Annotated in this window: 18 protein-coding genes and 2 pseudogenes; 11 read left to right on the top strand and 9 right to left on the bottom strand. The window is 71.2% G+C overall.

The window, feature by feature from the left end:
• Positions 1–153 precede the first annotated feature (153 nt).
• Positions 154–843 carry a DUF1707 domain-containing protein gene (locus tag ACGF5U_RS08995; protein WP_392712360.1) on the top strand — a complete coding sequence of 230 codons (690 nt, stop codon included), beginning with the start codon at positions 154–156 and terminating at the stop codon, positions 841–843.
• A 224-nt stretch (positions 844–1,067) separates the two neighbouring features.
• The gene (locus ACGF5U_RS08990) at positions 1,068–1,442 is read left to right on the top strand and encodes a WhiB family transcriptional regulator (protein WP_392712362.1); all 375 of its coding nucleotides are present in this window, start codon (positions 1,068–1,070) and stop codon (positions 1,440–1,442) included.
• Positions 1,443–1,552: 110 nt separating this feature from the next.
• Here ACGF5U_RS08990 and glpX read toward each other — a convergent pair whose 3' ends face one another.
• Positions 1,553–2,584 carry a class II fructose-bisphosphatase gene (gene glpX, locus ACGF5U_RS08985; protein ID WP_392712364.1) on the bottom strand — a complete coding sequence of 344 codons (1,032 nt, stop codon included), beginning with the start codon at positions 2,582–2,584 and terminating at the stop codon, positions 1,553–1,555.
• Positions 2,585–2,710: 126 nt separating this feature from the next.
• Between glpX and ACGF5U_RS08980 the strand changes: the two genes are divergently transcribed.
• On the top strand, positions 2,711–3,247 hold the full coding sequence (locus ACGF5U_RS08980) for a DUF4245 domain-containing protein (RefSeq protein ID WP_392712366.1): 537 nt from the start codon (positions 2,711–2,713) through the stop codon (positions 3,245–3,247).
• 158 nt (positions 3,248–3,405) lie between these two features.
• Here the strand turns inward: ACGF5U_RS08980 and ACGF5U_RS08975 are convergent, their stop codons facing one another.
• On the bottom strand, positions 3,406–4,068 hold the full coding sequence (locus tag ACGF5U_RS08975; protein ID WP_392712368.1) for a hypothetical protein: 663 nt from the start codon (positions 4,066–4,068) through the stop codon (positions 3,406–3,408).
• Between the two features lie 77 nt (positions 4,069–4,145).
• Between ACGF5U_RS08975 and ACGF5U_RS08970 the strand changes: the two genes are divergently transcribed.
• Positions 4,146–4,436 (top strand): hypothetical protein, encoded by a 291-nt coding sequence (locus ACGF5U_RS08970; protein ID WP_392818352.1) that lies wholly within the window; start codon positions 4,146–4,148, stop codon positions 4,434–4,436.
• Between the two features lie 97 nt (positions 4,437–4,533).
• On the opposite strand, the gene ACGF5U_RS08965 is transcribed toward ACGF5U_RS08970, so the two are convergent.
• From ACGF5U_RS08965 to ACGF5U_RS08950, 4 genes and pseudogenes are all read right to left on the bottom strand, one after another.
• Complete coding sequence (locus tag ACGF5U_RS08965; RefSeq protein ID WP_392712372.1) at positions 4,534–5,124, bottom strand: malonic semialdehyde reductase; 591 nt, start codon at positions 5,122–5,124, stop codon at positions 4,534–4,536.
• Positions 5,125–5,560: 436 nt separating this feature from the next.
• The gene (locus tag ACGF5U_RS08960) at positions 5,561–5,818 is read right to left on the bottom strand and encodes an exodeoxyribonuclease VII small subunit (protein ID WP_392712374.1); all 258 of its coding nucleotides are present in this window, start codon (positions 5,816–5,818) and stop codon (positions 5,561–5,563) included.
• A 10-nt stretch (positions 5,819–5,828) separates the two neighbouring features.
• Positions 5,829–7,058 carry an exodeoxyribonuclease VII large subunit gene (gene xseA / locus ACGF5U_RS08955; RefSeq protein ID WP_392712376.1) on the bottom strand — a complete coding sequence of 410 codons (1,230 nt, stop codon included), beginning with the start codon at positions 7,056–7,058 and terminating at the stop codon, positions 5,829–5,831.
• A gap of 47 nt (positions 7,059–7,105) precedes the next feature.
• Positions 7,106–7,399: pseudogene (locus ACGF5U_RS08950) on the bottom strand (amino acid permease); the annotation flags it as partial.
• A 104-nt stretch (positions 7,400–7,503) separates the two neighbouring features.
• Between ACGF5U_RS08950 and ACGF5U_RS08945 the strand changes: the two are divergent.
• Positions 7,504–8,496, top strand: coding sequence for a 4-hydroxy-3-methylbut-2-enyl diphosphate reductase (locus tag ACGF5U_RS08945; protein ID WP_392712378.1), 993 nt, complete (start codon positions 7,504–7,506; stop codon positions 8,494–8,496).
• 59 nt (positions 8,497–8,555) lie between these two features.
• Entirely contained in the window at positions 8,556–9,302 is a 747-nt protein-coding gene (ppgK, locus tag ACGF5U_RS08940; protein WP_392712379.1) for a polyphosphate--glucose phosphotransferase, read from the top strand.
• Between the two features lie 14 nt (positions 9,303–9,316).
• Here the strand turns inward: ppgK and ACGF5U_RS08935 are convergent, their stop codons facing one another.
• The gene (locus tag ACGF5U_RS08935) at positions 9,317–10,003 is read right to left on the bottom strand and encodes a DUF6542 domain-containing protein (RefSeq protein ID WP_392712380.1); all 687 of its coding nucleotides are present in this window, start codon (positions 10,001–10,003) and stop codon (positions 9,317–9,319) included.
• Between the two features lie 163 nt (positions 10,004–10,166).
• On the opposite strand from ACGF5U_RS08935, the gene ychF reads away from it, so the two are divergent.
• The gene (ychF, locus tag ACGF5U_RS08930) at positions 10,167–11,255 is read left to right on the top strand and encodes a redox-regulated ATPase YchF (protein ID WP_392712381.1); all 1,089 of its coding nucleotides are present in this window, start codon (positions 10,167–10,169) and stop codon (positions 11,253–11,255) included.
• A 108-nt stretch (positions 11,256–11,363) separates the two neighbouring features.
• Here the strand turns inward: ychF and ACGF5U_RS08925 are convergent, their stop codons facing one another.
• Positions 11,364–12,482: a tyrosine-type recombinase/integrase gene (locus ACGF5U_RS08925; protein WP_392712382.1), complete on the bottom strand. Its 1,119-nt coding sequence runs from the start codon at positions 12,480–12,482 to the stop codon at positions 11,364–11,366.
• Positions 12,483–12,506: 24 nt separating this feature from the next.
• The gene (locus tag ACGF5U_RS08920) at positions 12,507–13,007 is read right to left on the bottom strand and encodes a helix-turn-helix transcriptional regulator (RefSeq protein WP_392712384.1); all 501 of its coding nucleotides are present in this window, start codon (positions 13,005–13,007) and stop codon (positions 12,507–12,509) included.
• Between the two features lie 121 nt (positions 13,008–13,128).
• Here ACGF5U_RS08920 and ACGF5U_RS08915 point away from each other — a divergent pair, with 121 nt between their 5' ends.
• The 4 genes and pseudogenes from ACGF5U_RS08915 (at position 13,129) to ACGF5U_RS08900 (ending at position 17,389) form a co-directional block, all read left to right on the top strand.
• Positions 13,129–13,323 (top strand): helix-turn-helix transcriptional regulator, encoded by a 195-nt coding sequence (locus ACGF5U_RS08915; RefSeq protein ID WP_392712387.1) that lies wholly within the window; start codon positions 13,129–13,131, stop codon positions 13,321–13,323.
• Positions 13,324–13,840: 517 nt separating this feature from the next.
• The gene (locus ACGF5U_RS08910) at positions 13,841–15,094 is read left to right on the top strand and encodes a DUF3631 domain-containing protein (protein WP_392712389.1); all 1,254 of its coding nucleotides are present in this window, start codon (positions 13,841–13,843) and stop codon (positions 15,092–15,094) included.
• 315 nt (positions 15,095–15,409) lie between these two features.
• Positions 15,410–15,985 (top strand): hypothetical protein, encoded by a 576-nt coding sequence (locus tag ACGF5U_RS08905; protein WP_392712656.1) that lies wholly within the window; start codon positions 15,410–15,412, stop codon positions 15,983–15,985.
• A pseudogene (locus tag ACGF5U_RS08900) lies at positions 15,975–17,389 on the top strand (relaxase/mobilization nuclease domain-containing protein). The gene ACGF5U_RS08905 and the pseudogene ACGF5U_RS08900 overlap by 11 nt, the downstream one beginning before the upstream one ends.
• Positions 17,390–18,409 lie beyond the last annotated feature (1,020 nt).

Below are 18,409 nucleotides of genomic sequence, written 5' to 3'. Positions count from 1 at the left end.
CCCCGCCTCCGCCGCGCGGCCCCCGGCCTCCGCCGCGTGTCCGCGCCTGCCGTGCGGTCGCGCTCAGGGCCGCGGCCAGGCTCGGGAAGCGGCCACCGCCACGTCATGTGAGCCTCTAGTCGCGATCTATCGCGTTTCGCTACGCTGAGGGGCGTGGACCTCGAAAAGCAGCCCGACGACGCACAGCCCGAGAAGCGCCCCGCGGTACGGCCGCAGGCGCCCGGCGCATCCCTTCGGGCCTCGGACGCCGACCGCGACCGGATCGCGGACATCCTGCGCGACGCCCTGGCCGAAGGGCGGATCGACGCCGACGAGCACGCGGAGCGGATCGACGCCGTGTACCGCGCCAAGACCGTCGGCGAACTCGAACCGCTCGTCCAGGACCTGCCCGCCGCCCGGACGGGGAGCGGGGAGCCGGCGCGGTCGTACGCCTACGGGCCCGACGAGCCGACGGGCCCCACCGAGAACCTGGTGGCCGTCTTCTCCAGCTCGACCCGCCGCGGCCGCTGGCGCATCGGCCGCAGGACCAGCGCGTTCTCCCTGTTCGGCAGCGTCGAGATCGACCTCACCGAGGCGGTCTTCGCCCAGCGCCTGACCACCATCAACGCCGCGTCGATCTTCGGCAACGTCGAGGTGCGCGTCCCGGAGAACATCACGCTGCGCGGCAGCGGCACCGGGGTCTTCGGCAACTTCGAGGTGGTGACCCTGGAGGCGAGCGACCCCGAGGCGCCCGTCGTCGTGGTCAACGGCTACGCGGTCTTCGGCAACGTCGAGGCCAAGCCGAAGCGGGGCAAGCGCATCGCCGACCTCCACGACAGGTTCCGCAAGCACCTCGGCGGCTGACTCGCCGGGCTCTTCGCGCGTCGGCGCCCGGCGGCCGTCGGCGTACCCGGGTGCCGAGGCCCCCGTGGGCGGTGTCAGCCGTCGCCGTCGGGCGTCGATTTTCGGCCGCGCGCCGGGCCCCGCCGTAGCGGCCCCGTGCCACGCAGTGCATAGGCGTGCGCACAGCGGGTAGGGCTTGCTGCATCGCCTCTCTCGCTCGCGTAAGCCGTCGTCAGGAGTAGACCGTGCTGCAACTGCCGCATCAGCCCCTCCCGGTCGCCGCCGTACCCTCTCAGCGCATTCCCCCGCGCGAGGACGAGGCCGGCCCCTGGCACACGGAGGCGGTGTGCCGCCGCGACGAAGCCGGACTGTTCTTCGCCCCCTCCAAGGAGCCGACGGCCGCGCGGCTGGCACGCGAGGAAGCGGCCAAGCGCGTCTGCGCCCGGTGCCCCGTGATGGTCGAGTGCCGCGAGCACGCGCTGCTCCAGCCCGAGCCGTACGGCGTGTGGGGCGGCCTCACCGCGGCCGAGCGCCGTGTCGTGCTGGCCCGTCGCCGGCGGCGCGAGGTCGAGCTCAAGAAGGCGGCCTCGACGGGCCCCCGGATCGCCGCCGCGGGCTGACCCCGCGCACCGGCCGCACGGCCCGTACGGGAAGGGGCGCCCCCATCCGCACATGGGGGCGCCCCTTTTCGTATGCCGTCCCGCGACCGTGGTCGCGGCCTACCGCGCGGTCACTTCGCGCGGTCGAAGTCGATCTGGCTGTACGCGCGCAGCTTGGACAGCCGGTGCGTGGAGTCGATCTGCCGGATCGTGCCGGACTTCGAGCGCATGACGAGCGACGACGTCGTCGCCGTCTCCGAGCGGTAGCGCACACCGCGCAGCAGCTCGCCGTCCGTGATGCCGGTCGCGACGAAGAACACGTTGTCGCCGCGGACCAGGTCGTCCGTGGAGAGCACCCGGTCCAGGTCGTGGCCCGCGTCGAGGGCGCGCTGCCGCTCCTCGGCGTCCTTCGGCCACAGCTTGCCCTGGATGACGCCGCCCAGGCACTTGATCGCGCAGGCACTGATGATGCCCTCGGGCGTGCCGCCGATGCCCATCAGCAGGTCCACGCCGGTGCCTTCGCGGACGGCCATGATCGAACCGGCGACGTCGCCGTCCGAGATGAACTTGATCCGGGCGCCGGTCTCGCGGATCTCCTTGACGATGCCCTCGTGACGGGGGCGGTCCAGGATGACGACGGTGACGTCCTCGGGTGCGGAGTTCTTCGCCTTGGCGACCCGGCGGATGTTCACGGACACGGGCGCGTCGATGTCGACGAAGTCCGCGGCCTCGGGGCCGGTGACCAGCTTGTCCATGTAGAACACGGCGGACGGGTCGAACATGGAGCCCCGGTCGGCGGCGGCGAGTACGGCGATCGCGTTGGGCATGCCCTTCGCGGTCAGCGTCGTACCGTCGATCGGGTCCACGGCGATGTCGCACTCGGCGCCGGTGCCGTCACCGACGCGCTCGCCGTTGAACAGCATGGGGGCCTCGTCCTTCTCCCCTTCGCCGATGACGACGACGCCGTTCATCGACACGGTGGAGACGAGGGTGCGCATGGCCCGTACGGCCGCGCCGTCCGCGCCGTTCTTGTCGCCGCGGCCCACCCAGCGGCCGGCCGCCATGGCGGCGGCCTCGGTGACCCGGACGAGTTCCAGGGCGAGGTTGCGGTCGGGGGCCTCGGGAGAGACTTCGAGCTCGGACGGCAGATGATGCTCGGTCATCGGAGCGCACCTTTCTGTACGGCGACGGCCGGTGGTGAAGAGGGTGCCTGGACTCTATCGGTACGTCGACAAATTGAGCAGAGGGGCCCACGTATGAGCGGGATGCCCTGATGCGACCATAGGGGCGTGGCAGGTATGCGAGGCAAGCAGACGGTACGCGGGATGTTCCAGTCGATGGCGGTCATCTGCGCCGCCGCCGGCGTGATCTATTTCTTCGTCCCGCACGACGACAAGGCGGACCCGATCCAGGCCGTCGACTACGGCGTGGAGCTGGTCACGGCGCAGCGCGCGGCGCCGTACCCGGTGCTGGCGCCGGAGAACCTCGCCGGGGAGTGGAAGGCGACGTCGGTCTCGTACAAGCGCCATGAGGCCGATGCCTGGCACCTCGGCTTCCTCACGCCGGACCGCGAGTACGTGGCGGTGGAGCAGTCGACGGCGCCGGAGGCCGACAAGTACATCGGCAAGGTCAGCCACGGTGCCGCGGACACGGGTGAGACCCGGAAGATCGACGGCCGGACCTGGCAGCGCTGGGAGGGTCCGAAGTACGACGCGCTCGTCCTCAAGGAGGCGGGCGTCACGACCGTGGTCACGGGCACCGCGCCCGAGAAGCAGCTCACCGAGATGGCGGCCGCGCTGACGTCGAAGGCCCCGAAGAAGGCCTGACCTTCCGGGCGCCGTCGGCACCGCCGCGGTCGGTGCCCCGCTCGGCCGCTCGGCCGCTCGGCCGCTCGGCTGCTCGGCCGTTGAGCTATTCGGCTGTTCGGCTCCTCGGCCGTCGGGCTCTTCGGCCGTTCGGCTCTTCGGCCCTTCGGCCGTTCGGTTCAGGGTTGGCCGGGCAGATACGGCCGGGTGTCCTCCGGCGGGACGGTGCCGCGCAGCAGCAGACCCAGGATCTGGAAGGGCGCCGGGGGAGCGGTGGCGACGATCCAGCCGTTGTGCGGACCGAGCCCGATGACCTGGTACCAGGCCCGCTCGGGGAGCTGGAAGCAGTTGGGGTCGGTGCGGTCGTGCACCGACCAGACCACGGCGTACACCCGAAGGTGGAAGAAGAACGGCAACGGGTGCGGAAGACCTGTGTCGGAACGATCCAGAACGTTCGAGATCGATCCGGCGTGTTCGATGGCGTTCGTGGACGTCCGGGGCGGCGGCAGCGGAACGCGCTGCTGACGCGGGATTCGCGCCTGTTTCTGCAGCTGTTTCAGCTGTGGCCAACGCATACGCCACTCACCGCGGATCCGCCTCTGCTGCGGGGGTGGATCGTCGGCCGTCAGGAGCTGGACGATCCTCAGCGTGACGTCCACCGACGGCAGGCGCTTGCCGTTCAGGGCCTCGCTGATCGTCGACTTCGACAGCATGCGCCCCGGCGGTACCTTCGACCGGTTCACCATGCTCTGCAGCGAGGGCGCGCCGCGCCTGCTGTGCAGCTCGTTCAGGTCCGTGGCGAACTGTTTGAGCGCGACGGCGTACGCCTCCGCATCGCTCATGTGCTTCGTCCTTCATGCGGATACGAAAGTGGGAGAGCATCGTAAACGCCAAGTGACGGGACTATCACACTGCGCATGTGAAAGGGTCCGTCCGATCCGGAACGGTCGGGTTCGTCTGCTGGGTGGGTGTGTCCGGCGGCGGGTTCGTTGTGCTGGACGGCATGAACGGTGACGACATGACTCCCGGCACCCGAGCCCCTCGCCCCGAAGAGCCCTCCAGCCGCCCGCCGGGCCGCACCGAACTCCTGGGGCTGGTCCTGCTGCTCGCTCTGGTCACAGGGGTCTACCTGGTCACGGGAGCCTCGAATTTCACGCTGATCATCGCGTCGGTGACCGGCCTGTACGGCCTGTGGCGGGCCCGCCGCTGAACGCCGACGGCCCCCGGCACCGCAGGGGGCGGTGCCGGGGGCCGGAGCGGCTGCCGGTCCGTGGGACGGCGGCGCGGGGCGCGGGGCGCGGGGCGCGTCAGACGGTCGTGACGACGTCCTCGTACGCCAGGCGCGGCGACCGCGGGTACCAGGCGTCGGCGCCCGGCCTGCCGATGTTGACGATCATCAGCGGGGTGTGGTCGCCGTCCAGGAACTCCTTCTGGACGCCCGCGAAGTCGAAGCCGGTCATCGGGCCGGCGGCGAGGCCGGCGGCGCGGACGCCCACGATGAAGTACGCGGCCTGGAGCGCGGCGTTCATGCCGGCGGCCGACTCGCGGGCCGGGCGCTCGGCGAAGAAGACGTCCTTCGCCTGCGGGAAGGCCGGGAACAGCGTGGGGAGCTCCTCGTGGAACTCGTTGTCCGCCGCGAGGATCGCGACGAGCGGCGCCGTGGCCGTCTTGGCCCGGTTGCCCTCGGCCATCAGCGGGACGAGCCGCTCGCGGGCCTCGGCGGAGCGCACGAGGACGATGCGCAGCGGCGTCTGGTTGAAGGCGGTCGGCCCGTACTTGACCAGGTCGTAGATCGCCTGAACCTGCTCCTCGGTCACCGGCTCGTCGGTGAACGTGTTGGCGGTGCGGGCCTCGCGGAAGAGGAGGTCCTGGGCGGCGGGGTCGAGAACGAGGGACATGCGTACCTTCCGGACATACGGGATGTGAAGCGGTGTCCTCACCGTACGACGGAGATAGGTTAATGTTCAACTAAATCGAGGCTGCGGTGGGCCACGTCACACTCGCTGTCCCAGCGGTGCTGTGCGTGGGCCGGTAGCGGCCGACCGGCTGTCGCCGGTCCCCATCCACGGGGTCCGACGCCACCCCCACGTCAAGCCCCCGCCTCGAGCCGCAGCGTCAAGCCCCCGCGTCGAGCCCCCGCGTCGAGCCCCCGCGTCGAGCCCCAGCGTCAAGCCTCCGCGTCGATCCCCCAGCGTCGATCCCAGCGTCGAGCCCCCGCGTCGAGCCTCCGCGTCGAGCCCCAGCGTCAAGCCCTGAGTGAAGCCTCCACGCCAAGCCCCGGGTGAAGCCTTCGCGTCGAGCCCCCGACTGAAGCCCCGCGTCAACCCCCCGTCGTCACGCCTCGCGTTCGTCGGCGGCGTGCTGCTCGGCCAGCGCGGCGTCCAGTCGGGCCCGCGCCCCCTCCAGCCAGTGGCGGCACACCCTGGCCAGCTCCTCGCCCCGCTCCCACAGGGCCAGCGACTCCTCCAGCGTCGTCCCGCCCGCCTCCAGCCGGCGCACGACCTCGATCAGCTCGTCGCGCGCCTGCTCGTACCCGATCGCCGTCCCGGCGGCTGTCGCCGCGTCCGTCGCGTCCGTCGTGTTGGCTGCCATGCGCTCCAGCCTAAGGGCCGGGTACGACATCGCCGGCGCTCACGCGCACCGTGAACTCGCCCTCCGCGACCCGGGCGCGCAGCTCCTCCGCGTCCGTCACGTCGCCGGGCGAGCGGACCACTGCGCCGTCCGTCCGCTGGAGCACCGCGTACCCCCGCTCCAGCGTCGCGGCGGGCGACAGGCCCACCACGCGCGCGTGGGTGTGCGCGACCTCCGAGTCGGCCCGGTCCAGCAGGTGCCCCAGCACCCGCCGGCTGCGCGCCAGCAGCGCGTCCACCTCCGCCCGCCGCTCCTCGACCATGCGCTGGGGGTGCTCCATCACGGGCCGGTGCAGCGCGTGCGCGAGGCCCCGCTCCTCCCGCTCCAGCAGCCCGCGTACGCACCGCAGTGCCCGGTCGCGCAGCGCACGGACCCGCTCCAGCTCCTCGCCCACGTCGGGGACGACCTTCTTCGCCGCGTCCGTCGGCGTGGCCGCCCGCAGGTCCGCCACCAGGTCCAGCAGCGGGGAGTCCGGTTCGTGCCCGATCGCCGACACCACCGGCGTCCGGCAGTCGGCGACCGCCCGTACGAGCTGCTCGTCCGAGAACGGCAGCAGATCCTCCACGCTGCCACCGCCCCGCGCCACGATGATCACGTCCACGTCCGGCAGCTCGTCCAGGTCCTTGACGGCCTGCACCACCTGCGGCACCGCGTGGACGCCCTGCACTGCCACGTTCCGCACGGCGAACCGGACGGCGGGCCAGCGCCGCCGCGCGACCTCCAGCACGTCCCGCTCCGCCGCCGACGCCCGCCCGCAGACCAGACCGATCAGCTGCGGCAGGAACGGCAACGGCTTCTTCCGGTCGGCCCCGAACAGCCCCTCCGCCGCCAGCGACCGCTTCAGCTGCTCCAGCCGGGCCAGCAGCTCCCCGATGCCGACCGGCCTTATCTCCGTGGCCCGCAGCGACAGCTGCCCGCGCGGCGCGTACCACTCAGGCTTGGCCAGCACCACGACGCGGGCGCCCTCGGACACGATGTCCGCGACCGTGTCGAACACCTGCCGGTAGCAGGTGACGCTCACCGAGATGTCGTACGACGGGTCGCGCAGCGTCATGAACACGACCCCGGCGCCCGGCCGCCGCGACAACTGGGTGATCTGCCCCTCCACCCACACGGCCCCGAGGCGGTCGATCCATCCCCCGATGAGCCGCGAGACCTCACCGACGGGCAGGGGAGCTTCCGCAGACGTAGAGAGAGCCATACGAGCGAGCGTACGCGCCGCCACCGACACTTCCCCGGCTCTCACCGGTCCGGCATCGCCATCCACCCGGCGACGAACCCCGGCGCCTCGCCGAGCCCCTTCCGCGCGTACGCGAAGACCGAGCCCGCGTGGGGTACCACCCGCACCATCTGGGCGTAGCCGTACGCGGTGAACGCCACGGCCACCGTCGCCATCGCGCCGAGCGTGCCGTACGCCCCGACGGGCGCCATGGGGGCGATGAACAACAGCCCGTACACGTCCAGACCTCGGAAGCCAGGTTCCGCCGCAGCCCCCCGTCCGCCGGGAGTCCCGCGCCCGCCCGCCGCCGATGCCGCCGGCACCGGCGATGGTGGTGCCGCTACCGGTACCGGCACCGGTCGTGCCGTCCATGGCACCCGGTCTGAGCTCCGTGGTGGATCTTCCGCCTGTTCCGCACGGCCTTACGATGGGGGGCATGACTCCTACGCCTCCTGCCCGCCGAGTCCTCCTCGCCGCTCCCCGTGGCTACTGCGCGGGCGTGGACCGTGCCGTGATCGCCGTGGAGAAGGCGCTGGAGCAGTACGGCGCCCCGATCTACGTCCGGCACGAGATCGTCCACAACAAGTACGTCGTGCAGACCCTGGAGAAGAAGGGCGCCATCTTCGTCGACGAGACGGCGGAGGTCCCCGAGGGGTCCATCGTGATGTTCTCGGCGCACGGCGTCGCGCCGACCGTCCACCAGGAGGCGGCGGAGCGGAAGCTTGCGACGATCGACGCGACCTGCCCGCTGGTCACCAAGGTGCACAAGGAGGCCGTCCGCTTCGCCAACGAGGACTACGACATCCTCCTCATCGGCCACGAGGGCCACGAGGAGGTCATCGGCACCTCCGGCGAGGCCCCGGACCACATCACGCTGGTCGACGGTCCGGGCGACGTCGAGAAGGTCGAGGTCCGCGACCCGTCCAAGGTGGTCTGGCTCTCCCAGACCACCCTCTCCGTGGACGAGACGATGGAGACCGTCGACGCCCTGAAGGAGAAGTTCCCGCAGCTCATCTCGCCGCCGAGCGACGACATCTGCTACGCCACGCAGAACCGCCAGCTCGCCGTGAAGCAGATGGGCGCCGAGGCCGACCTCGTCATCGTCGTCGGCTCCAAGAACTCCTCCAACTCGGTACGGCTCGTGGAGGTCGCCCTCGGAGCCGGCGCCCGGGACGCCCACCTCGTGGACTTCGCCGACGAGATCGACGAGGCGTGGCTCGACGGCGTCACGACGGTCGGGGTCACCTCCGGCGCCTCCGTGCCCGACGTTCTGGTCGAGGGTGTCCTCGAGTGGCTGTCGAAGCGCGGCTTCGAGGACGTCGAGATCGTGAAGGCCGCCGAGGAGTCGATCACGTTCTCGCTGCCGAAGGAGCTCCGGCGCGACCTGCGCGCCGAGGCCGCAGCCCTCTCGGGGCAGTGACGGCCCCTCCGCCCCTCCCGTGGCGGTGACTGTCAGCGCCGCCCCGTAACGTTGTGTCCATGAACGTCTTCGGAGTGGACATCGGCGGGTCGGGGATCAAGGGCGCTCCCGTGGACCTGGACCGCGGCGACCTGGCCGAGCCCCGCCACAAAGTACTGACCCCGCAGCCCGCGACGCCCTCGGACGTCGCGGGCTGCGTCGCGGAGGTCGTGGCGCATTTCGGCTGGTCGGGCCCGGTCGGCGTCACCTTCCCCGGTGTGGTGACGGGGTCGAAGATCCGTACGGCGGCGAACGTCGACAAGACCTGGATCGACGTGGACGCGGCCGCGCTGCTCGGCGACCGCCTGGGCGGCCTGCCCGTCACCGTCCTCAACGACGCCGACGCGGCGGGCATCGCCGAGATGACGTACGGCGCGGGACGGGACCGCAAGGGCACGGTGATCATGCTGACGTTCGGTACGGGCATCGGCAGCGCCGTCTTCACCGACGGCAGGCTCGTGCCCAACACCGAGCTCGGCCACCTGGAGCTGAACGGCAAGGAGGCCGAGAAGCAGGCATCGACCCGGGCCAAGGAGGACAAGGACCTCAGCTGGCAGGAGTGGGCGCACCGGGTGCGGAGGTACCTGGCCCATGTCGAGATGCTGTTCTCGCCGGAGCTGTTCATCGTCGGCGGCGGCGTCAGCCGCAAGGCGGACAAGTTCCTGCCGCTGATCAAGGGCGTCAGGGCGGAGATCGTCCCCGCGCAGCTCCAGAACAACGCGGGCATCGTGGGCGCGGCGATGGCCACGGCGTCGGCGTCACACTGACGCGGGCACCGGCCTCACGACCGCCGCTGGGCAGCCGAAGCGGCGGCAGCCGCAGCCGCCGCTTCGGCTGCCGCCGCGGCACGCTGCTGCCGCCGGCCCATCAGCCGTACCTTCCGTACGGAGGCGATGACGCCGGCGACCAGCGTCCCGCCGTACAGCCAGCCGGCGTGCACGGCGAGCGCGGTCACCACCGCCATGGCCTGGCCGCCGATGCCGCCCGTGCCGCCCGCGATGGGCACGACCCCGACGGCGAACGCGATGGGTACGCCGATCGGCGCCGTAACCAGGTCGGCGCCCCGGACCCACAGCGCGGTCAGGGCGCTGACCAGTAGGAACAGCACCCCGTACACGGCGGGGGAGCCGTCGAACAGCAGCCAGTCCACGCACCCGAGCAGAAACATCGCCGCCGCCGCGAACAGTCCGGCGCCGAGGCCGGTAAGACGGGCGGCGGGCAGCCGCCGCAGCGCCAGGACCACGGGCGGTACGGGCCGCCGCCCCGGCGCCGGCCGGGGGCGGCCACCCGGAGCGCTGCCCGCCCCACCACCCGCCCCGCCGGGCCCGGGCGCACCGGTCGCCCCACCGGGCGGGCGCCGGACGGGGCGGACCGCGGCGCCCTCGATCAGCTGCGCGGCCTGCGGCTGCGGCGCACCAGGCCGTACGCGCTGCGGACGACGAGGGGGACTGCTCCTGTGCTGCTCCACGGGGACAACGTAGGACGCAAAGGGGCAGGAGACGGGCATGGGACACGCCGTACGGCCGACGTCCCCGTGAACTTCGGCTCATCCCGGCCGTCGCTGCCCGCACCCGGCCGCCCGTAAACTGGTGGATCGGCCCACCATCCACACTTCTAGGGAAGTCGCCAACGTGTCGCTCACGATCGGAATCGTCGGTCTGCCGAATGTCGGCAAGTCGACCCTGTTCAACGCCCTGACCAAGAACGACGTGCTGGCGGCCAACTACCCGTTCGCCACGATCGAGCCGAACGTCGGCGTGGTCGGTGTCCCCGACGCCCGCCTGACGAAGCTGTCCGAGATCTTCGGCTCCCAGCGTGTCCTTCCCGCGACCGTCGACTTCGTCGACATCGCCGGCATCGTGCGCGGCGCGAGCGAGGGCGAGGGCCTGGGCAACAAGTTCCTGGCGAACATCCGCGAGTCGGACGCCATCTGCCAGGTCATCCGCGCCTTCAAGGACGAGAACGTCGTCCACGTCGACGGCAAGGTCTCGCCGAAGGACGACATTGAGACGATCAACACCGAGCTGATCCTCGCCGACCTCCAGACCATCGAGAAGGTCCTGCCGCGCCTCCAGAAGGAGTCCCGGATCAAGAAGGACATCGCCCCCAAGGTCGCGGCGGTCGAAGAGGCCAAGGAGATCCTGGAGCGCGGCGACACCCTCTTCTCGCAGGGCATCGTCCAGGGCAGCGAGCGCGCCGAGCTCCTGCACGACCTGCACCTCCTCACCACCAAGCCGTTCCTCTACGTCTTCAACGTGGACGAGGAGGAGCTGACGGACGAGGCGTTCAAGGACGAGCAGCGCGCCCTGGTCGCCCCGGCCGAGGCGATCTTCCTCAACGCCAAGCTGGAGGCCGACCTCGCCGAGCTGGACGAGGAGGACGCCATGGAACTCCTCCAGTCCGTCGGCGCCGAGGAGCCGGGCCTCGCCACCCTGGCCCGCGTGGGCTTCGACACCCTGGGCCTCCAGACCTACCTGACGGCCGGCCCCAAGGAATCCCGCGCTTGGACCATCAAGAAGGGCGCCACGGCCCCGGAGGCCGCGGGAGTCATCCACACCGACTTCCAGAAGGGCTTCATCAAGGCGGAGGTCATCTCCTTCGGCGACCTCGTCGCCACCGGCTCCGTAGCCGAAGCCCGAGCAGCCGGCAAGGCCCGCATGGAGGGCAAGGAGTACGTGATGCAGGACGGGGACGTGGTGGAGTTCCGCTTCAACGTCTAATACGTTCGGCGAAAGGCCGTCTGACCTGCGACGGAGCGGGTTGGGCGGCCTTCGTGGTCCGCACAGAGTCCGCAGCGGGCTGACTTTTGTCAGCGCGTGGGGGAGCGGCTACGCCGCTTCGTCGACCTGTGGCCGGGCATCGGCGGACTGGTCCGCGTACGCCTTGTCGACGGCGGCCCGGGTCCGCTCCTCGGAGTCGGGCCACAGGTGGGTGTAGATGTTCAGCGTCATGGCCGCGTTGGTGTGGCCGAGGCGCTCGGAGACGGTCTTCACTGACTCGCCGTGCTTGATCAGCAGGCTGGCGTAGTGATGCCGGAGGGCGTGGGGTCCGGTGCCCTTCGGTATGCCGGCCTTCGCACAGGCGGGCCGCCAGGACCCGTCCATGAAGTGCGTGTAGACCACGGGTCCGCCTTGCGGCGCCGTGAAGATCCAGCCCTCGGGCCCATTGGCGGGGAAGTCCCGCAGGTGGGCCTTCATCGCATCCACCGCCATGCGGGGGAGCGGGACCGTGCGGTGCGAGCGAGCGGTCTTGGGCGGGCAGACGTACACGCCGTGCTTGGTGGTCTGCTGGATCTGCTGCTCGACCGAGACGGTCGCGTGCAGCAGGTCAACGTGCCGGAGCTGGAGGCCGAACAACTCGCCGGGACGGAGCCCGGTGGCCGCGCCGAGCAGCACGAGGCCCTTGTAGCGGGCGGGCATCTCCTCGGACAGCGTCCGCACCTGCTCGACGGCCAGTGGCACGATCTTCTTCCGGGGCACCGAGGGCAGCTTCGCCTCGGCGCACGGGTTGTGAGGGATCATCCGGTCACGGACGGCCGCCCGGAAGACGGCGTTGACCGTGTTGAAGACCGTCCGTGAGGTGCTGGCGGCCAGCCCGTGCGTGGTGCTCAGGCTGGTGACCCAGCTCTGTACGTCGCCGGGCTTGATCGCGCCGAGTGCCCGCTTCTCCCAAGCCGGGTAGACGTAGCAGCGCAGGTGCTGGGCCACCGCCTTGGCCGTGGAAGGTCGGTGCGGCTGGATGGCCCGCCATTCCTCCGCGTAGTCCTTGAAGGGTTTCTTCGCCGACCGCGGGTCGACGTACTGACCGGTGACCAGGCTGGCCGTGACCTCGTCGATCCACCGTTGGGCGTCGATCTTGCGGTCGAAGTGGCGGGCGTGCTCCTTGCCGTCGAGGTCGCGGTAGCGAGCACGCCATTTGCCGTTGGGGCGCTTCTGGATGTTGGCCAAGTGGCCTCTCCTTCTTGTCGGTTGTCAGTAGTGGCCGCCGTCCTCGATGTCGCTGCTGAGCGTGCGAGCGTCGCGCTCGTCGCCCATGAGGCGGAGGCACTGCTCGTGGATCGCCCGCGAGCTGTCGGGATGGGCCTTGATGTGGTCGGCGATGGCGACCACGGCGTGGTGGAGACGGTCGCGCGCGTCTCGGGCCTCGTAGAACGCTTCGACGGCTTCCTGGACGAGCCGTCGGCTGTCGATGTCGAGCCCTTCCAGGGCCGGTGACATGAGCTCTTCGAGGGGGAGCTCGAAGACGCGGGAGAAGGCGAGGGCCTCGTCGAGGTTGATGCGCCGACGGGGGGTGCCGTTCTCGATGCGCCAGACCGCCGTCTGGTTCATCTTGACGCCGGCTCTGGTCACCCGCTCCGCCAGCTCGGTCGTGCTCCACCCTCTGACCTCGCGCTCCAGGGCGACGCGTGCGGCCACGTTTCCTTCGCTGTAGAGCAGCGGCACTTCGCCACCCTCGGGCTTGTCGCCTGCCATCGAACCTCCATCGTCACCGTCGCTATCCCAATTGAAACATGGGCTTCCCGATTTGGGTAACCGCCGATCCTGGGGTACAACTCTATGCAGATCGAATCGTCGCCTAGCCGAATGGGAATGCATGCGATACCTGACCACCACCGAGGTCGCCGAGCGCTACCGCACGGCCGAGAGCACCGTTCGCTACTGGCGCCACATCCAGAAGGGGCCGCGCGGCATCAAGATCGGCAAGCGGGTGCTCTACCCCGAGGCGGAGCTGCTGCGCTATGAGTGCACGCTGATCGAGGGCCAGGACGAGTGGGGTCTGGCCTCGTGAGCCGCCGACAGCCCCGGACACAGCAACGGCCCCCGGCGCGCCAACGCCGAGGGCCGGAGATTCCCCTGCACGCCGCCCATCCCTGAACGAACGAACCGGTGAGGGGCGGGACCTTGCCCGTCCCGTCCCTCACCTGAGAGGAACGTCTATGGAGGACCCTACGTCCCCCGCCACCTCGAACGCATCCGAGGTTGTCTGGCCCACCCCCGCGGTCCCCGGCCAGGGCATCCCCTGGCGCAACGGGGACCGAAGCGGGGACCGAACGGAGTCACGGTCCCCTGCTGTACCCGCCAGTGGCGATACTTCGACGGGTGCTCCGGTCGGGGACCGAAACACCCCCCGCGCGGAACATGCGCAGGTCAGTGCCCTGGGGACCGGTCCCGCAGGAGCGGAAGGCGGGGACCGGACGGAGACTTTCGGTCCCCTGGTCCCCGAACCCGGTCCCCGAATCCCGGGCGAGCACGCCGCTCTCCGAGCTGATGGTGAGGGCCACGGTCCCCACGCATCTGCGGGGACCGTGGTCCCTGACGGCGGATCGGGGACCGGGGACCGCGCCGGTACGAGCCACGAGACGGCCGATGAAGGAGCCTCGCTGCTTGATGACCTGCGTGCGGCGATCGGCCGGTACGTGGTGCTGCCGAGCGAGGAGGCCCTGACGGCGGTCACGCTGTGGGTGGCGGCCTCCCACACTCAGCCCGCCCTCCAGCACGCGCCGCGCCTGGCGGTGGTGGGCCCGACCAAGGGATGCGGTAAGTCCCGCGTCCTCGACGTACTCCACGAGACCGTGTACCAGCCGATGATGACGGTGAACACCTCGCCTGCGGTGGTCTTCCGCGTCATCGGCAAGAACCCGCCGACTCTGCTGGTGGACGAGGCCGACACCATCTTCGGCCCCAAGGCCGGCGACAAGGAGGACCTGCGCGGCCTGCTGAACGCCGGGCACCAGCGCAACCGCCCGGCCTGGCGAATCTCCGGCCCGGAACACAAGCCGACCGCGTTCCCGACCTTCGCCATGGCCGCGCTCGCCGGGATCGGCGACCTGCCGGACACGATCATGGACCGTGCCATCGTCCTCCGCATGCAGAAGCGCAAGCCCGGCGAGAAGATCGCTGCCTTCCGCTCCCGGTACTCCGTCCCGGAACTGAACGCGCTGCGCGACCGACTAACCGCGTGGCTGACCCCGCTGCGCGGGGCAGCGGAGCGGCTGGTGCCGCCGATGCCGGTCGAGGACCGGGCTGCGGACACCTGGGAGCCCCTGGTCATCGTCGCCGACCTGGCCGGCGGACACTGGCCCTCGCGGGCCCGCGCCGCCTGCCTGGCTATGACCCGCAACGAGGTGGTCCAGGACGAACAGACGACGCTGAAGACGCGGCTGCTGCGCGACGTCCGCCGCGTGTTCGAACAGGTGGGTCACAAGGAGGCTCTGCGCAGCCAGGACCTGCTCGCCGCCCTGCTCCAGGACGCCGAGGGGCCGTGGGCCGAGTACGGCACCAAGGGCCTGAACGCCTACCACCTGGCCAACCTGCTGCGCGACTTCGGCATCAGCCCGGCCAACCACCGTTTCGAGAACGGCCGGCAGGCCAAGGCGTACGCCCGCAACCAGTTCCTCGACGCCTGGGCCCGCTACTGCCCCGACCCCGCCCAACCGGCTCCCGCAGCCGGCGAGGCCGCGCTCGTACGGCCAACCCACGGCAAGCCGCCCGCCCCTCCGTCCGGGGCGCTGCCCATCGGCCCGCCCGGCGGGCCTGCCGGCCCCAGGCCCACGCGCTGACACCAGCTCCGTATCAGTCCGTCGCATCCGTCCCCGCGCAGGTCAGCGCGGGGACGGAGTTCCTTGCCGATACGGATCACTCCGTACCTGCGACCGCCTCCGTACCTGTCCTGACCAGCTACGGGACGGATGCAACGGACGTGACGAAGCCCCACCCCACACGATTGCCGGAGCACCACCATGCCCGAAACGAGTACCGACAACTCCCCCGCCCGCCGCCGCAAGGGATTCTTCGGCCTGACCCGCCGATCAGCAGCAAGCTGGAGCGAACGAGCCTCTAACGAGGCTTTGTCCGCGCTTGCCCCCGCCCCAGGGGTGGCGGAGGGGAAGGCCGAGCGCCAGGGGGCGCCCGAGCCGGAAGAGGGCATAGCCGAGACCAACTGCCCGCCCGCAGCCGACTCCGCTGCCCCGCACGCTCAGCCGCCGACCGATGTCCAGCCGCCCGCCGAGCAGCCCTCCTGGCGGGACCTCGACGCCCCCGTGCTGCCCGCGCTGATGAACCGCAAGCGCACCGTAGAGAAGCGCGACCAGGAGAAGACCATCCGCTTCACGCGGACCGCAGTCAGCCTGATCAGCGCCGCCGCTCACCAGCGCGGTCAGAAGTTCGCCGGATTCGTCGGGGACGCCGCCCTGGCCGTTGCCCTCGGCAAGGCAGGGATGGTCGGCAGCCCGGAGGACGACCCTCGCCGCCCGCTGATCGAGGCCGTCGAGGCACACACGGTCGCGCTGAACCGAGTCGGTGGCAACCTCAACCAGATCACAGCAGCCATCCACCGAGGAACGGTGCCCGAGCGTGCCGAGGCGGTGCTGGACCGCGTTGAGCAAGCCGCCGAAAGCAGCTACCGGCTGATCGACCAGCTCCTGGCGGAAGGCACCGCGCATGGTTCCTGACGTCTCCACCGGCTCCCACACCCGCGGACTGATCGTCTACCTCTTCGGCCCCGGCCGCCGAGACGAACACACCGACCCTCATATCGTCGCTGCCTGGGACATGGCCGGCGCCCCCGACCCCGGCCGCGACCCCGAGGCCACCTACACCCAGCTCGCCAAGCGCCTCGACCACCATGTCGACCTGCGTACCTGCGAGCTGGGCGGCAAGAAGCCACCTCAGCACGTCTGGCACTGCCCGGTCCGTACCGCGCCCGGCGACCGCTACCTCACCGACGCCGAGTGGGCCGAGGTCGCCCGCCGCATCGTTCACGCCGCCGGCATCGCCCCCGAAGGCGACGAGAAGGCATGCCGGTGGATCGCGGTGCGCCACGCCGACGACCACATCCACATCATGGCGACCACCGTCCGCGCCGACGGGCGCCGTCCCCGCACTCATCACGACGGACAGCGGGCCCAGGCGGAGTGCCGCAAGATCGAGGCCGAGTTCGGCCTGCGCCGCCTGAAGTCCGGTGACCTCACCGCGCCCCGCACTCCCACCGGCGCCGAACGTGCCAAGGCCGAGCGCCAGGGCCAGACGGTCACAGCACGGCATTGGCTGCGCGAGCAGGCGTACGCGGTCGCCGCCGCCGTGCGTAACGAAGCTGACTACTTCACCGTGCTGCAGTCCCTCGGCATCAAGGTCAAGACCCGCCTCGGCCCTGAGACCGGTGACGTGATCGGCTACAGCCTCGCCGCCCCTGGCGACACCAACGCGGCCGGCGAACCCGTCTGGTACGGCGGCTCTCCGCCACCCGCGCCGACCACCAGGCCGCCACTGCCCTGCGCAAGGCCGCCAAGGAACTCGCCTATGCCTCCAACGAGCCGGGCGGACTCGCCATCGCCCTGCTCTTCGCCACCGTCCACCTGGCCCGCGCCGCCGCCAAGTGGCACCAGCAGCGCGGCCACGAACAACAGGCCGCGGCGGCCGAAGAAGCCCTCCGCCACCTCCAGGCGGGCTACCAACAGGCCGCCCCACCCGTCCTGGCGGACCTTGCCCACCGCGCACCACGAGCCGCAACCGCCCGCCGCTTCGAGCAGGACGTTCGCGTGGCCCTCCCCGACCACGCCGACCGGGTCCTCGCCGACCCCGCTTGGGTCGCCCTGACCACAACCCTCGCCCACGCCGAGACCGCCGGCCACAACCCCCGACGCCTCCTGGCCGAGGTGGGCACCCAGCGAGAACTCGACAGCGCCGAGCACCCCGCCGAGGTCCTCAGCTGGCGCATCACCGCTCAGCCGAACCGGCGGACACAAGCGGCTCGCAGGCGAAGCACTGTCAGCGATACGTCGTCCATGTCCGCCACGTCAAACCGGCCAGCCACACCAGCGGCCATAAGGCCCGGAGATAGCGGTCGGCACCGCTGACCCCGGTCAGATGCCCTAGCCACAGGTCTTGGGGGCATTGGCCCTGCTGCCCCGCGCGTCAGGCTGCCTCGGCTTCGCTCGGCGCAGCGCGTACGCACTGCGCGGCCACCCGCCCGAGGCCCAATAGGTCACCGAGCCGCACCGTTGTCATGAGCCGCGTCCGGCATGGTTGCCTCGTGACGAACAGCCACGTTGTCACGTCTCGCGTGGCGACAGCGCGATGGCGCTGAGCCAGTCCGGCATCCGGCCCCCGCATCGCTTTGTCAGTGGCGGTGTCTACCGTGTGCGTGAGAGTCAGGCAGAGCGGACGGTGGCCGTATGGGCGGGGAACAGGGACTGGGCACGGTCGTCGAGGTGGCGTACGCGCTGGCGTGGGATCTGGAGGCTCGTGCGCCGTGGCGGCTCCTGACCGCCGAGGCGGCGCGTGAGCGTGATGCCGCGGGGCTGCCGTACGTCGTGGTGTACCAGATCCCGGGGCGGGAGGCCCCGCTGGAGGTCCGGCTGGTTTCCTGGCGGGACCACTACGTCGGCCTGTGGCTCTACGACAACCAGGGCCGTCGCACCGACGAGCTGGACCTGCGGCTGCTGGACGATCAGAGTCGGCTGCTCAGCCGACGTACGCGCAAGTGGCAGTACACCGGCCCTGAAATGGCGGAGTTCGATGACGAGTGCCCCCGCTCCTCCATGGAGCTGTTCCCAGACGGCAGGGGCTCGATTACGCAGGAGCCCAGAGGCGCGCGCGGGCGGAAACGCGTCACGGTGCCCAACGCCGCTATACGGCGTTGGCAGGTCCGCCCCCAGTTCGAAGACTGGCCGGTGGTCGCCGCCCTCTGGCGGAGGATGCCGGGACCGGTGGTCCTTCAGGCGGCGGCACTTGCCGCAGGCGCAGGCGCAGGCGCAGGCGCGGGGGGGGGGGGGCGCCGCCCCCCCCCCCCCCCCCCCCCCCGCCGCCGGGCCCCCCCCCCCCCCCCCCCCCCGGCCCCCCGCGGCCCGGGGGGGCCCCCCCCCGCGCCGGCCCCC

Origin of the sequence: Streptomyces sp. NPDC047886 (assembly GCF_043204435.1) — a bacterium.
Lineage (GTDB): Bacteria > Actinomycetota > Actinomycetes > Streptomycetales > Streptomycetaceae > Streptomyces.
The sequence above is the reverse complement of the archived record's forward strand: the minus strand, read 5'-3'. Positions and strand labels throughout refer to the sequence as shown.